This is a genomic window from Corynebacterium tuberculostearicum SK141, assembly GCF_000175635.1.
Classification (GTDB): Bacteria; Actinomycetota; Actinomycetes; order Mycobacteriales; family Mycobacteriaceae; genus Corynebacterium; species Corynebacterium tuberculostearicum_C.
The window spans coordinates 45,640-63,753 of sequence record NZ_ACVP01000029.1 but is presented as its reverse complement, the minus strand read 5'-3'; the positions used below and the strand labels follow the sequence as shown (position 1 = coordinate 63,753).

Sequence of the window (18,114 nt, the reverse complement as noted above, 5' to 3'; positions counted from 1 at the left end):
CTCCGGCCTACTATACACCGCGGCCTTTAGCATGAGTAGAATTGGGGCCGTGCTTCTTTCAGATCGTGATATCCGTGCCGCCATTGACGCCGAAGAACTGGGCATCGAGCCCTTCGACAGCGAACTTATCCAGCCCTCGTCCGTAGATGTGCGCCTGGATAAGTATTTCCGAGTCTTCAATAACTCGCGGTACACGCATATTGACCCCAAAGAGGAAATGCCGGACCTCACCACCTTGGTGGAAGTAGAAGAAGATCAGTCCTTCATCCTGCACCCAGGCGAGTTCGTGCTGGGTGCCACGCTGGAAAAATTCACCTTGCCGGCAGACTTGGCCGGTCGCTTGGAGGGCAAGTCTTCCCTCGGCCGCCTGGGATTGTTGACCCACTCCACCGCGGGCTTTATTGACCCAGGCTTTTCCGGTCACATCACGCTCGAGCTTTCTAATACCGCCAACCTGCCTATCGCCCTGTGGCCGGGCATGAAGGTGGGTCAGCTGGCAATCTTCAAGATGACTTCACCAGCGGAAAGCCCATATGGCACCGGCTCGCTGGGCTCGAAGTACCAGGGGCAGCGCGGCCCGACGCCATCGAAGTCTTACCTGAATTTTCGATAGGCTTAAACCGGCATTCACATAGAGCCTCTAATATGGGGCTTTATGCGTATGACTGTAATCGGCACCGGATACTTGGGTGCAACCCATGCTGCCTGCATGGCCGAGCTCGGCCATGAAGTACTAGGCGTGGACGTAGATGACAATAAAATTTCCGCTCTTAAATCGGGCAAGGTTCCGTTCTATGAACCGGGCCTGCCGGAGGTTCTCGAGCGCAATATCGAGGCCGGCCGCCTCGACTTCAGCACGGACTATGAAGAAGCAGCCGCGTTCGGCAACCTGCACTTTTTGGGCGTAGGCACCCCGCAACGCCGCGGTTCCTATGCGGCCGATATGACCTACGTGAAGGCCGTGATCACGGATCTGGTGCCCAAGCTCAAGGGCGATCACATCATCTTTGGTAAGTCCACCGTTCCGGTAGGAACCGCGGCGGAGCTCCAGGAGCTGGCCAATGAGCTTGCCCCAGAAGGCACCACCGTGGAAATCGCCTGGAACCCGGAGTTCCTGCGTGAGGGGTATGCCGTCAAGGACACCATCACCCCAGACCGCATCGTTCTCGGTGTGCGCGAGGGCGAAAGCCGTGCCGAAGAGGTAGCGCGCGAGGTTTATGCTCAGCCGCTCTCGCAGGACACCCCATTCATCGTGACGGATTGGCAGACCGCCGAGCTGGTCAAGGTCTCCGCTAATGCGTTCCTGGCCACCAAGATTTCCTTTATCAACGCCGTTTCTGAGATCTGCGAGATTGCAGGCGCGGACGTTACCGCTCTTGCCGACGCCATTGGGCTCGACGAGCGCATCGGCCGCAAGTTCCTTGGCGCCGGCCTCGGCTTTGGTGGCGGTTGCCTGCCCAAGGATATTCGCGCCTTCATGGCCCGTGCTGGCGAGCTTGGTGCCGACCAGGCGCTGACCTTCCTGCGTGAGGTGGATGCTATCAATATGCGCCGCCGTGACCGCGTGGTGGACCTTGCCAAGGAAGCCTTCAATGGCTCCCTGCTTGGCCACCGCGTGACCGTATTGGGCTGTGCGTTTAAGCCGAATTCCGATGACGTGCGCGATTCGCCTGCCCTTGCCGTTGCCGGTTCCCTGTCGCTGGCTGGCGCGGCAGTAACCGTCTATGACCCAGAAGGCATGGACAACGCGAAGAAGGTATTCCCCACCTTGGATTACGCCGCGGACACTGACGATGCCCTGCGTGAGGCTGAACTGGTGATTTTGGCTACCGAGTGGAAGCAGTTCAAAGAATTGGATCCGCAGCAGGCGGGCCAGCTTGTGGACAATAAGCACATTATCGATGGCCGCAATGTGCTGCCTGTTGCAGACTGGCAACAGGCGGGCTGGAAGGTCGAGGCCTTGGGGCGCACCCTCTAGGTCCGCTACATCTGAGATACAAAGGCTGAGCAGCGTGATTATTGCGCTGCTCAGCCTTCTGCATAAGGGCCCTAAGCTTGTGCGCGCTGTGGCACTGTGAAAGCTGCAATGGCTGTAGTGATGGGAACCGCGAGGGTCAATGCCATCGCACCTACTCCGGAACGCAGCAGCTCCGTTGCGACGAGATCGCTGCTTAAAATCTGGCCTGCGGGGCGCTCCGCTGCGGTGATCAACATGAGCAGTGGCAAGGTCGCACCGGTATAGGTCAGAATTAGCGTATAAACCATTGAGGCAATATGGTCGCGGCCCACCTTCATTGCGGAGAGGAAAAGCTGTGAAGGGCGAGCATCAGGGTCCGCTCCGTGGAGTTCGGTAATGGTGGATGCTTGGGCCACGGCGGCGTCGGCAAGGCTGCCCAAGGCACCGACCACAAAACCGCATAAGAGCACGCCCACGATGGACACGTTGGGCATATAAAGAAGTAGCTTCAGGTTGTCCTCGGAACTATAGCCTTGTAGCTGCGAACTATCGATAGCGGCCCACGCTAACGCTGCTGCAAGAATGAGAGCGATAAGGGAGCCGCCCACCGCCGATGCCGATTTCCAATTCAGTCCGTGGACGAGAGGAACGGCGAACAGAATGATGGCGGAACAGGCAACAAGGGCGGACCAGAGGGGGTTATGGGCGTCGATAAGAGCGGGGACGAGGAACGCAAAGATCACGCCTAGGCTGAGCGTCAAGCCGATAAGGGCGCGCACGCCATGCCAGGCCGCAAAAGCGATAATGACGACGGCCACGATAACTGCCCACAGAGCTAGGCTTCTGGTGCGCTGATAATCAGCAAAAGCATAGGACGCAGCGCCGGAAGGGTCATCTGCTTTGGAAAGAACAATTTTGTCGCCCGGTTTAAGCTGCGGATCGCCGGCATTGCCGTAGGTGACCAATTGGGTCATGCGACCTTCGTCCTCGCCGGAGGTGATATTGACCAGGGCACGGTCGCACTGCACTTCCTCAGTCCCAGGAATAAGTGGCGGTGTATCGAAGGCCTGCCCAGTAAGTTCCGATTGGCAAGCCGAGTGGTCTGTCGTATCGACCGTGCCCTCGACCTGTGGGTGGTTGAGGGCATAAGTTTGCCGAAAATCGGTGGAGGTGTGCTCGGAGGCTGGACTCTGAGGCCACAGCAATGCCATGCCCGCAATGGTGGCAATAAGCGCTGTGACGAGCACGCCGAGCAAAGTTAATCGCCATGGATGCTGAGTTATCGAAGTAGAGAGCCGACCCCATGAACTAGGGGTCGGCTGAGGCTTAGGTGCCGCAGAATGTCTTCCCATGCACTATATTGTTATGGAATATCAATATCATTAGCAACTGGTGGGGGAGAAAGCTACTGCTTATAGCTCACCAGGAAGTTGCCAAGGCGCTCGATGGCGTTTTCGATCTGGGATGCCCACGGCAGCGTCACCACGCGGAAGTGATCCGGGTTCGGCCAGTTGAAGCCAGTTCCCTGCACCATGAGGATCTTTTCCGCCTTCAAAATATCCAGCATGAGTTTGGCATCATCATGGATTTCATACACGTTCGGATCCAGGCGCGGGAAGAGGTAAAGCGAGCCCATGGGCTTTACCGCAGAAACGCCCGGAATCTCATTGAGCTTCTCGTAGGCGATATTGCGCTGGCGCAACAGGCGCCCGCCGGTACCGGTGAGCTCGTAGATGGACTGCCGGCCGCCTAGCGCCACCTGGATAGCATGCTGTGCTGGGACGTTTGGGCACAGGCGCGTTCCGGCTAGGAGCTCCAGTCCCTCGATGAAGCCACGGGCGTGGTGCTTAGGACCGGTGAGCACCATCCAACCAGCGCGGTAGCCACACACGCGGTAGGCCTTGGACAAGCCATTAAATGTGATGGTGAGCAGGTCCGGGGCGAGCGAAGCGATGGAGATGTGCTTCGCGCCGTCGTAAAGAATGCGGTCATAGATCTCATCGGCCAAGATGAGCAGGTTATGCTCGCGGGCGATGTTCACAATCTTCTGCAAAACTTCGCGCGAGTAGACAGCACCCGTTGGGTTATTCGGGTTGATGACCACAATGGCCTTGGTTTTATCCGTAATCTTGGACTCGATGTCCTCGATAGATGGATTCCAGTCATCCTCCTCATCGCACAGGTAGTGCACTGGGGTGCCGCCTGCCAAGGAAGTAGCTGCGGTCCACAGCGGATAATCCGGTGCCGGGATGAGAACCTCATCGCCATTATTAAGCAGCGCCTGGGTGGTCATGCTGATGAGTTCGGAGACGCCATTGCCCAAGAAGACATCGTTGATATCGAAGGGCGGGAAATCTTCTAGCTCGTAGCGGGTAACAATGGACCGACGAGCAGGAATGATTCCCTTGGAGGTGGAATAGCCCTGGGAAGTAGGCAGGGCAGCGATCATATCGCGCATGATGACATCGGGAGCCTCGAATCCGAAGACGGCCGGGTTACCGGTGTTGAGTTTTAAGATGGTGTGCCCATCGAGCTCCATGCGTTCCGCTTCCGCAGAGACCTCGCCACGGATGTCATACGCGACGCCCTTGAGTTTGTCGGACTGGTCAAAGATGCGGTGTTTCGGAGAAGTCATGGAATTATTGTGCCACGATTCACAGCCACACAAAACGCTTTAACAGCGGCAATGACTATTTTTTATTCCACTCGTTGAACTTGCGCTTGGCCAGATCCATAGCCTGTCCGGTAATTTCGCCGGCTTGCATGCGTCGATCGGCCCACATCTTTTCTTCGATCATCTTTTGCTGTGCGCGCTCATGCGCCGTGAGCGCGCGAATCTCGCGCAATTGTTCTTTCTCAATCTGGCGTACAGATGGGGCGTGCCACGAGGAAGGGCCCACCTTGGCAACGTAGAGCAGAATCCACAGGATCGGGATGAGCGCGGCTGCTGCCGCTCCACCGAGTAAAAGCCATGGGTTGCTCAAGGTCGCGCTCATCACGATAAGCGTTGGGCTGGCAACGGCAAGCAGCATCGAGCCGGAAAGTGCGGTCGCAAACTTTGGTTTCTTGCCTGCATTATGGGCGCGTGTGACCTCACCGCGGGAATAGACCTTGACCTCGTGGGAACCACGCGCCGGAATGTCTTGAAAGACAGGCACGAGGTCTTGGTGGGTGTGGGCACGCATGACGTCGTCCGAGCGGTCCTCGAACTCCTCCATGGTTAACCGGCCTTCACCCACGGCGCGGGCGAGGTCATTGATGGCATCGTTGCGCTCGGAATCGGACAGGCGCATGGTCCGATTGATAGGGGAAGAACCAAAGTTATTACTCACGTCTCCCAGTTTAGGAAATTTCCTCCCTGCTAGGGGCGTGCTCTTAGCGAACGCTGCCTATAGGTCCTTTGTCTCAGCGGTGGAGTTCGCCTCGTCCTTCTTTTCCGGCTTCTTCTTTCCGCCCACCAGGCTGGCCAGGAATGGGAAGAGGGCGACGGTAAGTGCGCCGCCGGAGACGAAGATGGAGGCATTTTCGGGTTCCATAATCTTCGAGTTCACCGCCAAGGTGGTCACCGCCACGATGATCGGCAGACCAGTTGCGGAATACAAGCCCACTTGGAGGCGCTCGCGGAAGGTTTCAATATCGGAGCCGGTATGCGCTACATTTTCGCGCAGAAAGACCGGCAGACCACGCGTAACCAGAATAAGGGCTGGAATGCCCAGCACCTTCCACGGATTATTGGCGATGGTATCCCAGCTAATGCTCATGCCAGAGACCACAAAGAAGACTGGGATAAGCATCGAATAAAAGACCACATCAAGGCGGTGCTCTAGGCGGCGGTGGAACTCATCCGGGATGATGCGGTTCAAGATGATGCCGGCAGCAAAGGCACCGAGCACAATATCGAGTTCAAAGACTGCGGTAACGGCCATAAGAATGGCCAGAATAAGGATGATTAGACGCAGAATCGTTTGGTTGGTTGAGCCCGCACCAGAGATAAAAGCGGTCTTCACCCAAGGGATCGCTGATGCGATAGCCGCCGGCATGATGGCAACGGCTACAGCGATGATGATGAAGAACAATAAGATGATCATCGTCGTCAGCGTGGAACGAGTACCCAGCAACAGCGCCATAGCGGTAATGGGGGCGACCTCACCAATGGCACCATGAATCATCACGGAGTTGCCCACCTTGGTGCCCAGAATGCGGTCCTGTTTCAACATCGGTGTGAGCGTGCCCAGCGCCGTTGAAGTAAGCGCCAAGGCGACGACGATGGCACCGGGGACGTTATCCACCAAGAAGTAGGCGCCCACGCCACAGGCGAGGGCACAGATGATCCAGGTAGATAGTGCCGTGCCGGCTTCTTTGGTTTTGAGGGTAGAGATTTGAATCTCAAAGCCCGCGAGGAGGAACAGCGCGCCCACGCCGAGCTCCTTGAGCATTTCGATGCCTTCATCCTCGGCTGCGAGGTCGAGTACGGAGGGGCCAATTATCATGCCGAAAATCAGCAAGAGGGCCACCGACGGCAGGCGGTAGCCCAACATATAAGAGACCAGCGGCGCGAGTAGAGCCGCGGCCATAATCCAGGCGAAAGAGACGAGGGAATTTGTATTTTCGGTTGCGCCTGCCGCCAGCAGCAGGGCATCGGTGGGGAGTCCCGCATTAAAATGCATGGACTACAGCGTACGCACCAATGCCCCTGCGTGCCTACTCAGATTCAGGTGGCTTGGGCACGCTTTCCGACGCCGGTGGTGCCGGAGCCGCCGGCGGTGCTGGCGGGGTCGGTGCGGCTGGCGGCTCAGCCTTTGGCGGGATGGGCGCAGCAGGAGCCTGTGGAGGTTTCGGGGCTGCCGGCGGCGTTGGTGCTGCCGGAGCACTTGGAGGGGTAGGAGCGCTCGGTGCCGCGGGAGCGGTTGGAGCCGCCGGAGCTTGTGGTGCAGCTGGTGCGCTCGGCGCAGCAGGAGCTGCTGGTGCCTTTGGTGCAGGAGCTGCTGGAGCACTTGGCGGGGTCGGCGCGGCTGGTGCCGCCGGGGCCGCAGGCGTTGTGGGTGCGCTTGGCGGTGTTGGAGCTGCTGGTGCCTGGGGCGCTGGCGCTGCCGGAGCACTTGGCGGGGTGGGTGCGCTTGGTGCCGCGGGAGTCTGCGGTGCAGCCGGCGCTGCGGGTGCGGCTGGTGCTGCAGGAGCGGCGGGGGTTGGTGCTGGTGCCGATGCGGCCGGGGTGTGGGTGGTGTTTGGGGTGGCGGAAGTAGGGGCGTCGGCAAGCGGGGCGTCAGTGGTGCCCTCGGACTTTTGGTGGCGCACAGGGGTGGCCAGGAACGCCTTGGGGTGGGGCTCCGGCAGGGTGCCGGACTCGTCGAGCGCGATGGAATTGCGCAGCATAACCGCCACGTCATTGACCTTGGTGGTGGGGGTGGAATCCTGCGCCAAGGACTTCACGCCGCCGGTCATCATGACATTGCAGAAGGGGCAGCCGGTGGCGATTTCTTCCGCGCCGGTCTCTAGAGCCTGCTCGGTGCGGAAGTCATTGATGCGGGTGCCGAGCTTTTCCTCCATGAACATGCGGGCGCCGCCGGCGCCACAGCAGAAGGCTTCATCGCGGCTCTTGTCCATCTCGCGCAGCTCCACGCCGGTGGCCTCGAGCAGCTCGCGCGGAGGATCGAAGACCTTATTGTGGCGGCCGAGGAAGCACGGATCGTGGTAGGTAATGGGCTTGCGATTCTCCGGCGTGCGCGGCACCGGCTTGAGCAAGCCCTCGCGAACCAGGCGGTTGAGCAGCTGGGTGTGGTGGAAGACGTCGAAATGCCCGTCAAAATCCGGGTACTCGTTGCGGATGGTGTTAAAGCAGTGTGGGCAGGTGGTGATGATCTTGCGCTGGCCCTCTGGCACACCGTCGAAGGCGTTGTTGAGGGTCTCTACGTTTTGCTGCGCCATCATCTGGAAAAGGAACTCGTTGCCGGCGCGGCGGGCAGGGTCACCCGTACAGGTCTCACCCGTGGAGAGCACGCCAAACTTCACGCCTGCGGTATGCAGCAGGTCTACTACGGCACGAGTGGTGCGGCGGCCATCGTCATCATAAGCGCCAGCACAGCCCACCCAGAGCAGGTATTCCATATCGGAGAAATCGGCCTCGTCTTCACCGATGATGGGGACGTCGATGCCATCGGCCCGTGCCTCATCGATCCAGGCGCGGCGCTCAGAGTTATTCCGGCCCCACGGATTGCCCTTGTTTTCCATATTCTTAAACAGGCCGGTGAGCTCGGAAGGGAAGTCCGATTCCGCAAGCACCTTGAAGCGGCGCAGGTCCGCGATGTGATCGATGTGCTCGATATCGGTAGGACACTGATCCACGCACGCACCGCAGTTGGTACATGACCACAGCACGTCATCATCGATAACGCCGGCCATGGACAGCACATCTAGGCCTTCGTGCGGGTTGTAGTTATCCAGTGCGCCCTGGCGCAGGTCCATCATGACCTTTTTGGGGCTCAGCGGCTTTTCGGTATTCCACGCCGGGCATAGTTCTTGGCAGCGGCCGCACTCGGTACAGGAGGTGGAATCCAGCAGCATCTTCCAACTACCCGGGGTGATGTCTTCTTCTAAGTCCGGGGTGGGCAGTTCTTGCAATGCCTTTTCACCGGTGGCGTTGCGCTGGAAGAAAATATTGAAAAAGCTGGTGAAGCGGTGCCACATCACGCCCCACTGGAAATTGCGGGAGATGAAGACGATAAACAGCATGCCGGATAGCAGCTTGAACAGGGCGAAAAAGCTCACCAACGCCGGGGATTCGGGGAAGAGCTTGGCCAAGTGGATGCTCAAGAAATCCGCCCAGGCGGAGCCGCCGCCGTAGGTGGCGATCTTGGTGGATTTCACCAGGATCATGCCGAGTCCCTCAGAAAAGACAATGAACTCTACCCAGCGCGCCGAGGCGGTCTGGGAGTTGAAGAAGCGGCTGCCGCGATCGGTATCGCCAAGCTTGAGACGCACGCCGATGAGGAAGCCGATGCCTAGGACCGTCGCGATGCCCAAGACTTCCTCAACGAAGTGGTAGACCGGCCAGTGGCTGAGCCACGGCCAGCCCTTATTCGGCGCGAAGGTTTGGATATAGGCCTCGAACCACACCAGGATGCCGAAAAGGAATCCCACCATCACCAGCCAGTGGGCGGCATTGACCAGAGGTTTGCCCTTGAAGTGGGAATGACCAAAGACTTCCGCAATAACGCGCCATAAACGCTTGCCTAGGCTATCGGTGCGCTTGAGCTGGGTGGGTCCGCCGGAGCGGATGAACTTAAAGAGGGCCCATACGCGGGTGAAAAAGTACAGCCACACCGGAATCGATGCGGCTATAGCGATCCAACCGAACACGGTGGTCATGCGTGCTCCTTTAATACTGATGCTCCACGTTGTTATCTACCTTAAAGCCTAGGGGTGGAAATCAGAGAGTCTGCATTCAGTGCGGTATCACGGCGGGGTGGGCTGTACACTGTCAAGATGAGAAACTCGGCCGCCATATTCTGCTAAACGTGCTGTGCACGGCGGCGGAATAATACAGTGTCGGCGTCCGTAATGTGGCCGGGCAAGAAGAAGACCGAGACTGCCGCAGAAAGGGTAAACCGCCATGGGCAAAACCAATATCACCAAGGCCGCGGTGGCCTTGACCGCAGGCCTTGCTGCCTTTGGGGTTACTGGATTCGCCGTGGCGCAGGGCGGCTTGACCGCGAACCTGGCCCTTTCCGGTAGCTTCTTTAAAATCACCATGGGGCACTTGGATGGAGAGGGCTTTTCGCTTTTTGTTGATGATGATCAAAAGGCCGAAGAGCACCTTCCCGTCGCGCGTATCAAACTGGAGCATGCGAAGGTCTCTGATCTCTGCCTTTCCGTGACGGTTCCCAAGGTGCCCGGCGTTGGTGGAGAAGCCACCCTAGCTTTGAAGGCCGAAGGCGAGGGCAGCGTGGAATCCGATAGCCTGCTGGTCGGCGCGACCGACGTGGATGGTTCCTTGGTGATGCAGGATGTCAACGTGGGCATCGATGCGAATCAGCTCAGCGATACCGCCGATCCCGGCGCGTGGGGCCTCTATTCCAAGCAAGTTTCCCTCAAAGCGGATGATGTCAAGGCCACCTCCGTGGGTGCACAGAGCCTTTCTGCCAAGAACGTCGGAGTAACGGTGCGGAGGGGTTCGGATAATGGCTGCTGAGTCGACCGCGGAAGACACGCAGACCCTCCCGGTGGCGGAGGCAGCGGACGAGGAGGAATCTAAACCCAGCGTCTGGCAGCGCTTCCGCCGCTGGCGCAGTGGTCGGCCCTTCTTTCCCGGGCTTTTGCTCATTTTGTCCGGCATCATCATTGCCGCGCCGGCCTATATCACCATTCGGATCTCTGACCTTTTGGTCATGATTTCCACCATCTCTGGCGTCTCTACGCTGCTTATCGGCGTCTTGCTAGCCATGTTCGGCCTTGGCGCGTGGTTCCAGCCGGCAACCTCGAATTATGTCGGTGTGCTGGGCATTATCGTGGCCATTATCGCCTTGCCGACGTCCAATTTGGGCGGCTTCATCATCGGCTCCCTGCTCGGCATCATTGGCGGGGCCTTTACCTTTGCGTGGCAGCCGGGGGAGAAAAAGCGCCGCACCAAGGAAGCGGCGGAATAATGACGAGGGCGATGCCGCGGGCGGCGCGTAGCTGCTTGGCCGTATTGGCCTGCGCATTGGTGGTGTACGGCGCGAGCGGTTCCGAACGGGTTAATGCGCAAAATGCCCCGGCGGTTCCGTATTTCAGTACCGTCTTTGCGGATAAGGTGACGCTGACGAAGAATGTCACCGTATCTTTGGGTACTTTCCCCACCGCCAGCGGTGATGTGCGGGTCCTGGAGCTGAAGGGCGAAAACCTCGACATCGACAACCTCGCCATTACGCTGCCTGGCCGCTATGGCGATGGCATGTTGACCACGGGCGGGGATACCACCGAGGTACGCGGCGGACCGGTGACCATTATGGCTACCGAGCTTAAGGCCACCCCGGCGGTGGGTAAGGTTTCTGCACCCCGGGCGGAAATCGATTTAAGCCGCGACGATATCAATGCCGTGTTGGACAAGCTCGGTGTTCCAGAGTCGCACCCCGTCCCCGATGCGGAGGTGCCCGACGTAATCATGGACCACATTGAGCTGCGCGATGTCACCCTTGAGCTGGTGAACCTCAAGGGTGCTCGCTTCAACGCGCCGACCGTGACGGTAGGGCTGGAATAGCTCACCGCCAGCGAAGACCTACCCTTGAGCGAACTGGGACTGATACAGGCACCAGTACGCTCCCTGAGCCGCAAGGCGCTTGTGGTGCGAGCCTTATCGAGTGCACGCGCAGGCAGCTCCAAACCGGGTAATAAGAATGTGAACCAGATCCATGGACCTGCGCCCTCTGACATGCTTTGGTTGGGGAGCTGGTCGGTGGATGCTGCTAAATCCCCACGTGAGCCAGCTGCGCGCGGGTGATGACGCTGTGCCAATCCTCAAAGTCTTCGAGGGGAGCGCACAGCCCTTCCCAAGTGGTAACGGCCACGCCCCGGGCCTTGAGCTCGAGCAAGAGCAGCTCGCGGTCGCCAGAAGAAGCTAGGCGGTGGATCTCGTTATGGGTGATATCGCCATCGGCGCCTACATGCACGTTTCCTATCAGGCGGAGTCGGGGAGTGGTGCCGGGGCCACAGTGGGATCCTGAGACGGCGTCGCCCAGCATGCCTGCCAAGCCCGCAAAGCGGCGGAGTAGACCGAATGGTGCGGTGCACTGGGTAATGAGGTCCACACACATGCCAGCGCTGATAAGCTTCTCGGCGGTGGATAGGGCTGCCGGGCCCTCCCCGATGATGGCTATACGCTGCATGAAAGTGCCTCCTTGTGCAGGGCGCGCACACCCGCAATAGACTGTCTTGTCTGTAAATCTAGTCCGCTTGGTACGGATTGGAAACTTTTTATTCGCACCTCCCGCCAAGCTCAGCGGCTTTTCGCCCAAAATCCGCTGCGCCGCCTCGGGGTTTTGCCTAATGTGTGACGGCATGAACCCAACGACGAACCTGCTGGACGGTGGCAAGAACTACCGCGACCCCAGCATCTCCCCGGAAGGCACGCGCGATACCGCGCCGCTGGACGCCGAGGTAGCCGCGCGCAACCAGCAATTGGTGGACCAGTGGGCGGATAAGCTTTATGACGCCTCAGCGGAAACCATTACCGAATGGGCCGCCGAGCACGCACCCGGCCGCTTGGCCGTGACCATGTCCATGGAGAATACGGTCTTGGCCGAACTCGCCCACCGTGCTGGGCTCGATGCAGACCTGCTTTTCATCGATACCGGCTGGCACTTTCAGGAAACCCTGCAGGTAGCCGACGAGGTAGAAAAGCGCTACCCGGACCTCCCACTTGTTCGCGTGCTGCCTTTGCTCAGCCCAGAAGAACAAGACGAGGTATACGGCCCGCGCCTCTACGCCCGCGATACCGCGGCCTATAACCGCATGCGCAAGGTCGAGCCGCTGAACATGGCTATGGACCCTTATGCCGGTTGGGTTACCGGCCTGCGCCGCGCCGATTCCGAGCACCGCGCCACCGCCCCGGCGCTGAGTCTCGACCGCACCGGTCAGCTGAAGATCTCGCCCATCATTACCTGGGATCTAGACGATACGGACCGCTATATCGAGGACAACGACCTCATCATCCACCCACTCACCCTGCAGGGATACCGCTCCATCGGCTGCGCCCCGCTGACCTTCCCGGTCGGTGAAGGCGAAGATGCCCGGTCCGGGCGCGTATTTGCAGACGGCAAGACAGAATGCGGGTTACACGAATAATGAGCACACTTTCTCCACACTTAAAAGACCTAGAAAACGAGTCCATCCACATCCTGCGCGAGGTGGCCGGGCAGTTCGACAAGGTAGGCATCCTCTTTTCCGGCGGCAAGGACTCCGTCGTTGTCTTCGAGCTAGCCCGCCGCGCCTTCGCCCCGGCCACGGTGCCGTTTGAGCTGCTCCACGTCGATACCGGCCACAACTTCCCCGAGGTCATCGATTTCCGCGACCGCCTCGTGGAAGAATCCGGCGCTCGCCTCCATGTCGCCCGCGTCCAGGACTGGATCGACCGCGGCGACCTGCAGGAGCGCCCCGATGGCACCCGCAACCCGCTGCAGTCCGTGCCGCTGGTAGAGACCATCGCCGAGCGCGAGTATGACGCCGTATGCGGTGGCGCCCGCCGCGATGAGGAGCGCGCCCGCGCCAAGGAGCGCATCTTCTCCATCCGCGATTCCTTCGGCGGATGGGATCCCCGCCGCCAGCGCCCCGAGCTGTGGGACCTGTACAACGGCGGCAAGATGGCCGGCGAAAACGTCCGCGTCTTCCCCATCTCCAACTGGACCGAGTCCGATATCTGGGAATACATCGGCGCCCGCAAACTGGAGTTGCCCTCCATCTACTACTCCCACGAGCGCGAGGTATTCAAGCGCAATGGCATGTGGCTAGCACCTGGCGAATGGGGCGGCCCGGCCGAGGGCGAGGAGCTGGAAACCCGCACCGTGCGCTACCGCACCGTGGGCGATATGTCCTGCACCGGCGCCGTGGAATCTACCGCGTCGACCCCGGACGAGGTGCTCGCGGAGATCTCCATTTCCACCCTTTCCGAGCGCGGCGCCACCCGCGCCGATGACAAACTTTCCGAGTCCGCCATGGAGGACCGCAAGAAGGAAGGCTACTTCTGATGACTACGACCCTCACGCCGAATGTCGGCGCCCTCAAGCAGCGCGATACCCTGCGCCTGTGCACCGCCGGCTCCGTTGATGACGGCAAGTCCACCTTCGTCGGCCGCCTGCTCTATGACACCAAGTCCGTGCTCGCGGACCAGGTCGAGTCCATGGAGCGCACCTCCACGGACCGCGGCTTCGACGGCATGGACCTTTCCTTGCTTGTCGACGGCCTGCGTGCCGAGCGCGAGCAGGGCATTACCATCGACGTGGCCTACCGCTACTTCGCTACGGATAAGCGCACCTTCATCCTCGCCGATACCCCCGGCCACGTGCAGTACACCCGCAATACGGTCACCGGCATGTCCACCTCCCAGGTGGTGGTGCTTCTTATCGACGCCCGCCATGGCGTTGTCGAACAAACCCGCCGCCACCTCAACGTGGCCGCCCTCCTCGGCGTGCGCCACGTGGTCCTCGCGGTGAACAAGATTGACCTGGTGGACTACGACGAGCAGGTCTTCCGCGATATCGAGTCCGAGTTCAACCAAATCGCCACCCGCCTGGGTATCACCGATACCACCGTGGTACCGATTTCCGCGCTCAAGGGCGATAACGTGGTCGAGCGCTCCACCACTATGCCGTGGTACACCGGCCCGACCGTCCTCGAGGTTCTCGAGACCGTCCCCGTGGCCACCGGCCGCGCCGATGAGCTGGACTTCCGATTCCCCATCCAGTACGTCATCCGCGAGCACGCCTCCGATTACCGCGGCTACGCCGGCCGCGTGAAGGCGGGCTCCATCTCCGTGGGCGACGAGGTTCGCCTCCCTGAAGGCCGCACCAGCACCATTACCCAGATAGACACTGCTGACGGCCCCGCCGACTCCGCCGCCACCGGCGACTCCGTGACGCTCCTGCTTGCCGACGACGTCGATCTCGCCCGCGGCGATCTCCTCGCCGGACCCCAACGCCCCGCGGCCACCCGCGAATTCGACGCCACCGTTGTGGGCCTGACCGAAAAGGACATTAAGCCCGGTCAGATGCTCAAGCTGCGCTACGGCTCTTCCTTGGTCAAAGCCCGCGTCGCCGCCGTCGCCCGCACCCTGGATCTTGATGGCGTTTCCGATGTCGAGGACCCCGAGTCCGTCGCCATGAACGACATCGCCCACATCAGCATCCAGACCCAGGCCGAGCTCCCCGTCGAGGACTATGCCGCCCGCGGCGCGGTGGGCAACTTCCTGCTCATCGATCAATCCTCCGGCAACACCCTTGCCGCCGGCTTCGTAGGCCACCGCCTGCGCTAGTCACTCTTTGCGCTGCTGCTGCTCTTTTCACCGCGCATCATTAGGATGCCCGTGATGCCGAGCAGCAGCGGCGTGGAGATACCGAACACCGTAGGCCCTACTACGGTCAAGTTCACGATCAGCAGGACAACCGCCGCCACCAGCGCGAAAGCCCCGAACTTCTGCTGAAACGTCTTCTCGCTCATTCCTATCTCTCCTTCGGCTATGTTACGGCCACGATAACCGCCCCTGGCTCCCCACGAAAGCCTAGAACGCGGCCATTTCTTGGCTTCCGCACGCCCTTGGAAGCCCCGCACCGCCACACGGTGACCGCCCTTCGAGCAAAACAAGCACGTTTCGCTGCCAAATCGGTGAAAATTTAGCGAAACGTGCTTGTTTGTTTCTCTTTGGCTAGGTACCTATGGGAAGAACACTTCTCCAACAGCGGTGCCCAGCTCTGAGAAAAATTCTGGAGTGTCCTCAGTGACCTTTTCCTTCCATTGGATTTTGTCACCTTGGTTGTAATCCAATGTGCTGGCCAGCGTATCTCCAGCTAATTGGTCCAACCAGCCTTCTATAGCGGTTTCTTCTTCCGACGTTGCGGAACCTGATCCAGGAATGACCGGCACTTCCAATCCCACATACGCAATCCCTTTCGGAGCCGAGACCGTGAAAATGGCGTAGGCGAGTCCCGCTGTTCTCCACACCGCCCGAAGTTCTACTGCAGCCGGAGAAAGCCCATTGTCTCCTGCGTAGTATCGCTTTAGCAGGCGGTTCATCTTCTCTGCGAATTCTGTTGAATTCCAGCCATCAGTCATCTTCATCAATCTTCTGGGATAAGGATTTGGTATTCACGGCCGCGATTAACTGTTTAAAGCGCCCAGATTCTTTTCTATTTTTCTGCATCCCAGAGCTTGTTATATTCGTCCGCAATCAAAGGCCACATAAAAGAGCATGCTTCGTCGTAAGAGCGGGCATCGGTAATGGCATGGCCGCTGATAACTAGGTCGTGGTAAATCAAGCGGCCTGACTCATCGTGGCGCTCCTCTGGATCTGGAAATCTTAAAGCTAAGTGTCCATTGCAGCGTTCAAACACGCGGCGGGAGTTTTCAAAGCCCGAAAATGCCTCAAGATATGGTGGCAATGGGTCCTTATAGCCGCCATCGAGTAAGAACTTATGGCCCCAGTGTTTGCCTCGCGTAGCCCAGATTATTTCCATCGCGGCGACCTTTCGAGAATGTCGTTGTCGATGCTCTCGCGCAATTTCATGACGAAATCTGTAAGCAACAATTCCTTAAATGCATGCTTTTCCACCGCATTCTTTCGGGCTTCAGCAATCACCGGAATGGCCGCAGACATGAGTGGGTCAACAAGGCCAGCGATACCTTGAGCCTTCGCTAGGAAATTGAAAGGCATCTTGTTCACCTTGCCAAGCATCGCAAGAGCCGTTTGGGCTATGCCAAGCCCCCTCTTCACGATCTTTTCGTCCGCTAGACCAGCCGGGAGAAGGCGCAATACATTCCACCGCTGGTAGCGCTGGATAGGCAAAATCGTAGATAGCGGAAGCAAGGCGTCGACGCCTTTATGCTTTTCTAGATCAATAGTGCCGTTCTTGAACTCAGCTGAAGAAATGACGATGTAGTCTTCTCCGACGGATAGAGCCTCGTCGCCGTTGACGAAATCAGCCAGAACTTTGCGCAGCGCGTTCAGTTCATCTGCGGCATGAAGTACCACGAGTTCATGGAGCCTGTGTGCATCCAACTCCGGCATGAGGTCGGCTTTAGAAAGCGCGATAACCCAGATGCGGGGAAACTGCTCCAGCCGTTCATTGTCAGCAATGATGTCGGATTTAATGCCCAGCAATGTGTTCCGGAAGGTGCCGAATAGAGACTTGAGGTAGCGCTCTTCGTCGCCTTGGTGGTCGAGCAGCTTTTGTGCGTCAACTAAAACTAGTGCGACATCTGATTGGATCAGTTGGCGGAAAGTATGCGCCCGATTATTTCTTTCGCTTTCAGAGTTGACTTCGGACTCAAACCATTCGCCTGGATAGTCATGCCAAGTAATGCCAATGTGTGAAGTCTTCCTTTTCGCGTCCAGAGGCTGGGACTCGGGGTCGAATTTAAAATCGAACGGAGAGGAAACAAACTTATCCTGCATCGGAGCTTGGGCTTGCTTCTTCATTCCCAAGTATTTTTGGAGCAGTTTGTTTCCCCGTGCGGAGTCTTCCGCAAGGAATCTGTACCCGTTCTTTTGGATAGTCGATGGCTCGTTGAGGCGGCCAAAGAGTGAGGAAAGAAGGACTGTCTTTCCGCTTCCAGCCTGACCAAAAACTGCGATGTGCTGGTGAATTTGTTGTTTGCTCATAGTGCGAAAATACATCAGCGGAAAAATTCGCGCCCAATGCGTGCAAGAAATTCTTAGTAAGGCAAGGGCCGGGTAAAAGCAACGGATTGACCACGCTGCAAGCTACCTTAATACGTCGGTGGAACGTCCCCAGACATGACTACCTTTTGGGCACCTTCATCCCAGCGGAAGCCGGCTTGTGTTGTCCCCGATGCTTCAGCGTTGCCCTCACCTTCCTTTGGCCAGCGGTAGGTAACTGCAATCTCGGAATCATCCACTCGGCTGACCTTTGGCGAAAACCCGTATGCCTTGGCGGTGGCCGTTCCTAGGTATTCGCCATTGTGGAAAAGCAGGATGTGATATGGCGAGGAAGCGGTCGCTCCTTCAAGCGTGACGGTTATCCACGAAAGATCTGCGCACGGGTCAAAATTGGAGTCAAAAGGCCTCCACGGCCTATCAAGTCCTGGATATGGTTCGACCTGAGCGATTGCCTTTTCATAGGCACTCTCGTCGTTGTCGGAGCTGCACTCAGAAGAGCCACCATTGCCTTGACCCCGGCTAGGTGCACTCTCGTCCTGCTTCTTCTCTGGAGGAGTTTCGACTACGGTAGTGGTCTTTTGCGCGGGCTTTTCTTCAGTATTTCCGTCGGCGGAAGAGGGAGCTTGATTCGCTTCTGGAGCGCTTTCCTTTGCAGCAGAGAAAGAAGGCGAATCTTCTGGATCCGCAGAATCACTTCCACAGGCTGCTAAGGAAAGGCAGAGAACACCGGCGCTAGCCACTGCTGCTGCGGGACGCAGTTGAAGCAAGAAACGGTCGAGGCTGTTCAACATGGTCG

General features: G+C 58.7%; 19 protein-coding genes. 8 read left to right on the top strand and 11 right to left on the bottom strand.

What is annotated here, in order from left to right; all coding sequences use genetic code 11:
* Positions 1 to 49 precede the first annotated feature (49 nt).
* The gene (gene dcd / locus CORTU0001_RS09525; RefSeq protein ID WP_005329405.1) at positions 50 to 613 is read left to right on the top strand and encodes a dCTP deaminase; all 564 of its coding nucleotides are present in this window, start codon (positions 50 to 52) and stop codon (positions 611 to 613) included.
* Between the two features lie 42 nt (positions 614 to 655).
* Complete coding sequence (locus CORTU0001_RS09520) at positions 656 to 1,978, top strand: UDP-glucose dehydrogenase family protein (RefSeq protein ID WP_005329402.1); 1,323 nt, start codon at positions 656 to 658, stop codon at positions 1,976 to 1,978.
* Between the two features lie 71 nt (positions 1,979 to 2,049).
* On the opposite strand, the gene CORTU0001_RS09515 is transcribed toward CORTU0001_RS09520, so the two are convergent.
* The 5 genes from CORTU0001_RS09515 to CORTU0001_RS09495 all read right to left on the bottom strand — a co-directional run bounded on the left by CORTU0001_RS09515 (position 2,050) and on the right by CORTU0001_RS09495 (position 9,322).
* On the bottom strand, positions 2,050 to 3,213 hold the full coding sequence (locus CORTU0001_RS09515) for a YibE/F family protein (protein WP_005329399.1): 1,164 nt from the start codon (positions 3,211 to 3,213) through the stop codon (positions 2,050 to 2,052).
* A gap of 149 nt (positions 3,214 to 3,362) precedes the next feature.
* Positions 3,363 to 4,592, bottom strand: coding sequence for a pyridoxal phosphate-dependent aminotransferase (locus CORTU0001_RS09510; RefSeq protein WP_005329397.1), 1,230 nt, complete (start codon positions 4,590 to 4,592; stop codon positions 3,363 to 3,365).
* A 55-nt stretch (positions 4,593 to 4,647) separates the two neighbouring features.
* A complete protein-coding gene (locus tag CORTU0001_RS09505; RefSeq protein WP_244262112.1) occupies positions 4,648 to 5,289 on the bottom strand; it encodes a DUF1707 SHOCT-like domain-containing protein in 642 nt (213 codons plus the stop codon).
* Between the two features lie 57 nt (positions 5,290 to 5,346).
* Positions 5,347 to 6,624 carry a cation:proton antiporter gene (locus CORTU0001_RS09500; RefSeq protein WP_005329391.1) on the bottom strand — a complete coding sequence of 426 codons (1,278 nt, stop codon included), beginning with the start codon at positions 6,622 to 6,624 and terminating at the stop codon, positions 5,347 to 5,349.
* A 34-nt stretch (positions 6,625 to 6,658) separates the two neighbouring features.
* A complete protein-coding gene (locus CORTU0001_RS09495; RefSeq protein WP_005329389.1) occupies positions 6,659 to 9,322 on the bottom strand; it encodes a (Fe-S)-binding protein in 2,664 nt (887 codons plus the stop codon).
* 244 nt (positions 9,323 to 9,566) lie between these two features.
* Here CORTU0001_RS09495 and CORTU0001_RS09490 point away from each other — a divergent pair, with 244 nt between their 5' ends.
* Genes CORTU0001_RS09490 through CORTU0001_RS09480 form a run of 3 tightly spaced genes read left to right on the top strand, consistent with a single transcriptional unit; the run spans position 9,567 to position 11,192 of the window.
* Complete coding sequence (locus CORTU0001_RS09490) at positions 9,567 to 10,145, top strand: DUF6230 family protein (protein ID WP_005329387.1); 579 nt, start codon at positions 9,567 to 9,569, stop codon at positions 10,143 to 10,145.
* Complete coding sequence (locus CORTU0001_RS09485) at positions 10,135 to 10,599, top strand: DUF6114 domain-containing protein (RefSeq protein WP_005329386.1); 465 nt, start codon at positions 10,135 to 10,137, stop codon at positions 10,597 to 10,599. The genes CORTU0001_RS09490 and CORTU0001_RS09485 overlap by 11 nt, the downstream gene beginning before the upstream one ends.
* Positions 10,599 to 11,192, top strand: coding sequence for a hypothetical protein (locus CORTU0001_RS09480; RefSeq protein WP_005329384.1), 594 nt, complete (start codon positions 10,599 to 10,601; stop codon positions 11,190 to 11,192). Before CORTU0001_RS09485 ends, CORTU0001_RS09480 begins: the two co-directional genes overlap by 1 nt.
* 205 nt (positions 11,193 to 11,397) lie before the next feature.
* On the opposite strand, the gene CORTU0001_RS09475 is transcribed toward CORTU0001_RS09480, so the two are convergent.
* A complete protein-coding gene (locus CORTU0001_RS09475) occupies positions 11,398 to 11,817 on the bottom strand; it encodes a hypothetical protein (RefSeq protein WP_005329382.1) in 420 nt (139 codons plus the stop codon).
* 172 nt (positions 11,818 to 11,989) lie between these two features.
* Here CORTU0001_RS09475 and CORTU0001_RS09470 point away from each other — a divergent pair, with 172 nt between their 5' ends.
* The 3 genes from CORTU0001_RS09470 to CORTU0001_RS09460 are packed head-to-tail and all read left to right on the top strand — an operon-like array spanning position 11,990 to position 14,957.
* Positions 11,990 to 12,775 (top strand): phosphoadenylyl-sulfate reductase, encoded by a 786-nt coding sequence (locus CORTU0001_RS09470; RefSeq protein ID WP_034668651.1) that lies wholly within the window; start codon positions 11,990 to 11,992, stop codon positions 12,773 to 12,775.
* Positions 12,775 to 13,674, top strand: a complete 900-nt coding sequence (gene cysD / locus CORTU0001_RS09465; protein ID WP_005329380.1) for a sulfate adenylyltransferase subunit CysD — start codon at positions 12,775 to 12,777, stop codon at positions 13,672 to 13,674. Before CORTU0001_RS09470 ends, cysD begins: the two co-directional genes overlap by 1 nt.
* Positions 13,674 to 14,957, top strand: a complete 1,284-nt coding sequence (locus CORTU0001_RS09460) for a sulfate adenylyltransferase subunit 1 (RefSeq protein ID WP_005329374.1) — start codon at positions 13,674 to 13,676, stop codon at positions 14,955 to 14,957. Before cysD ends, CORTU0001_RS09460 begins: the two co-directional genes overlap by 1 nt.
* Here the strand turns inward: CORTU0001_RS09460 and CORTU0001_RS09455 are convergent.
* From CORTU0001_RS09455 to CORTU0001_RS09435, 5 genes are all read right to left on the bottom strand, one after another.
* Entirely contained in the window at positions 14,954 to 15,142 is a 189-nt protein-coding gene (locus CORTU0001_RS09455; RefSeq protein WP_005329372.1) for a hypothetical protein, read from the bottom strand. The two genes, CORTU0001_RS09460 and CORTU0001_RS09455, sit on opposite strands and share 4 nt — an antisense overlap.
* Before the next feature lie 213 nt (positions 15,143 to 15,355).
* The gene (locus tag CORTU0001_RS09450; RefSeq protein WP_005329370.1) at positions 15,356 to 15,760 is read right to left on the bottom strand and encodes a hypothetical protein; all 405 of its coding nucleotides are present in this window, start codon (positions 15,758 to 15,760) and stop codon (positions 15,356 to 15,358) included.
* A gap of 68 nt (positions 15,761 to 15,828) precedes the next feature.
* The gene (locus tag CORTU0001_RS09445; RefSeq protein WP_005329368.1) at positions 15,829 to 16,155 is read right to left on the bottom strand and encodes a hypothetical protein; all 327 of its coding nucleotides are present in this window, start codon (positions 16,153 to 16,155) and stop codon (positions 15,829 to 15,831) included.
* Positions 16,146 to 17,300 carry a TRAFAC clade GTPase domain-containing protein gene (locus tag CORTU0001_RS09440; protein ID WP_005329366.1) on the bottom strand — a complete coding sequence of 385 codons (1,155 nt, stop codon included), beginning with the start codon at positions 17,298 to 17,300 and terminating at the stop codon, positions 16,146 to 16,148. Before CORTU0001_RS09440 ends, CORTU0001_RS09445 begins: the two co-directional genes overlap by 10 nt.
* 107 nt (positions 17,301 to 17,407) lie before the next feature.
* Complete coding sequence (locus CORTU0001_RS09435; RefSeq protein WP_005329364.1) at positions 17,408 to 18,109, bottom strand: LppP/LprE family lipoprotein; 702 nt, start codon at positions 18,107 to 18,109, stop codon at positions 17,408 to 17,410.
* Positions 18,110 to 18,114: the final 5 nt, after the last annotated feature.

Excerpts from the sequence above, each read along its gene's own strand:
- CORTU0001_RS09520 (WP_005329402.1), top strand. The coding sequence starts at position 656 with ATGCGTATGACTGTAATCGGCACCGGATACTTGGGTGCAACCCATGCT.
- CORTU0001_RS09510 (WP_005329397.1), bottom strand. The coding sequence starts at position 4,592 with ATGACTTCTCCGAAACACCGCATCTTTGACCAGTCCGACAAACTCAAG.
- CORTU0001_RS09500 (WP_005329391.1), bottom strand. The coding sequence starts at position 6,624 with ATGCATTTTAATGCGGGACTCCCCACCGATGCCCTGCTGCTGGCGGCA.
- CORTU0001_RS09495 (WP_005329389.1), bottom strand. The coding sequence starts at position 9,322 with ATGACCACCGTGTTCGGTTGGATCGCTATAGCCGCATCGATTCCGGTG.
- CORTU0001_RS09490 (WP_005329387.1), top strand. The coding sequence starts at position 9,567 with ATGGGCAAAACCAATATCACCAAGGCCGCGGTGGCCTTGACCGCAGGC.
- CORTU0001_RS09485 (WP_005329386.1), top strand. The coding sequence starts at position 10,135 with ATGGCTGCTGAGTCGACCGCGGAAGACACGCAGACCCTCCCGGTGGCG.
- CORTU0001_RS09480 (WP_005329384.1), top strand. The coding sequence starts at position 10,599 with ATGACGAGGGCGATGCCGCGGGCGGCGCGTAGCTGCTTGGCCGTATTG.
- CORTU0001_RS09475 (WP_005329382.1), bottom strand. The coding sequence starts at position 11,817 with ATGCAGCGTATAGCCATCATCGGGGAGGGCCCGGCAGCCCTATCCACC.
- CORTU0001_RS09470 (WP_034668651.1), top strand. The coding sequence starts at position 11,990 with ATGAACCCAACGACGAACCTGCTGGACGGTGGCAAGAACTACCGCGAC.
- cysD (WP_005329380.1), top strand. The coding sequence starts at position 12,775 with ATGAGCACACTTTCTCCACACTTAAAAGACCTAGAAAACGAGTCCATC.
- CORTU0001_RS09460 (WP_005329374.1), top strand. The coding sequence starts at position 13,674 with ATGACTACGACCCTCACGCCGAATGTCGGCGCCCTCAAGCAGCGCGAT.
- CORTU0001_RS09455 (WP_005329372.1), bottom strand. The coding sequence starts at position 15,142 with ATGAGCGAGAAGACGTTTCAGCAGAAGTTCGGGGCTTTCGCGCTGGTG.
- CORTU0001_RS09450 (WP_005329370.1), bottom strand. The coding sequence starts at position 15,760 with ATGAAGATGACTGATGGCTGGAATTCAACAGAATTCGCAGAGAAGATG.
- CORTU0001_RS09445 (WP_005329368.1), bottom strand. The coding sequence starts at position 16,155 with ATGGAAATAATCTGGGCTACGCGAGGCAAACACTGGGGCCATAAGTTC.
- CORTU0001_RS09440 (WP_005329366.1), bottom strand. The coding sequence starts at position 17,300 with ATGAGCAAACAACAAATTCACCAGCACATCGCAGTTTTTGGTCAGGCT.
- CORTU0001_RS09435 (WP_005329364.1), bottom strand. The coding sequence starts at position 18,109 with ATGTTGAACAGCCTCGACCGTTTCTTGCTTCAACTGCGTCCCGCAGCA.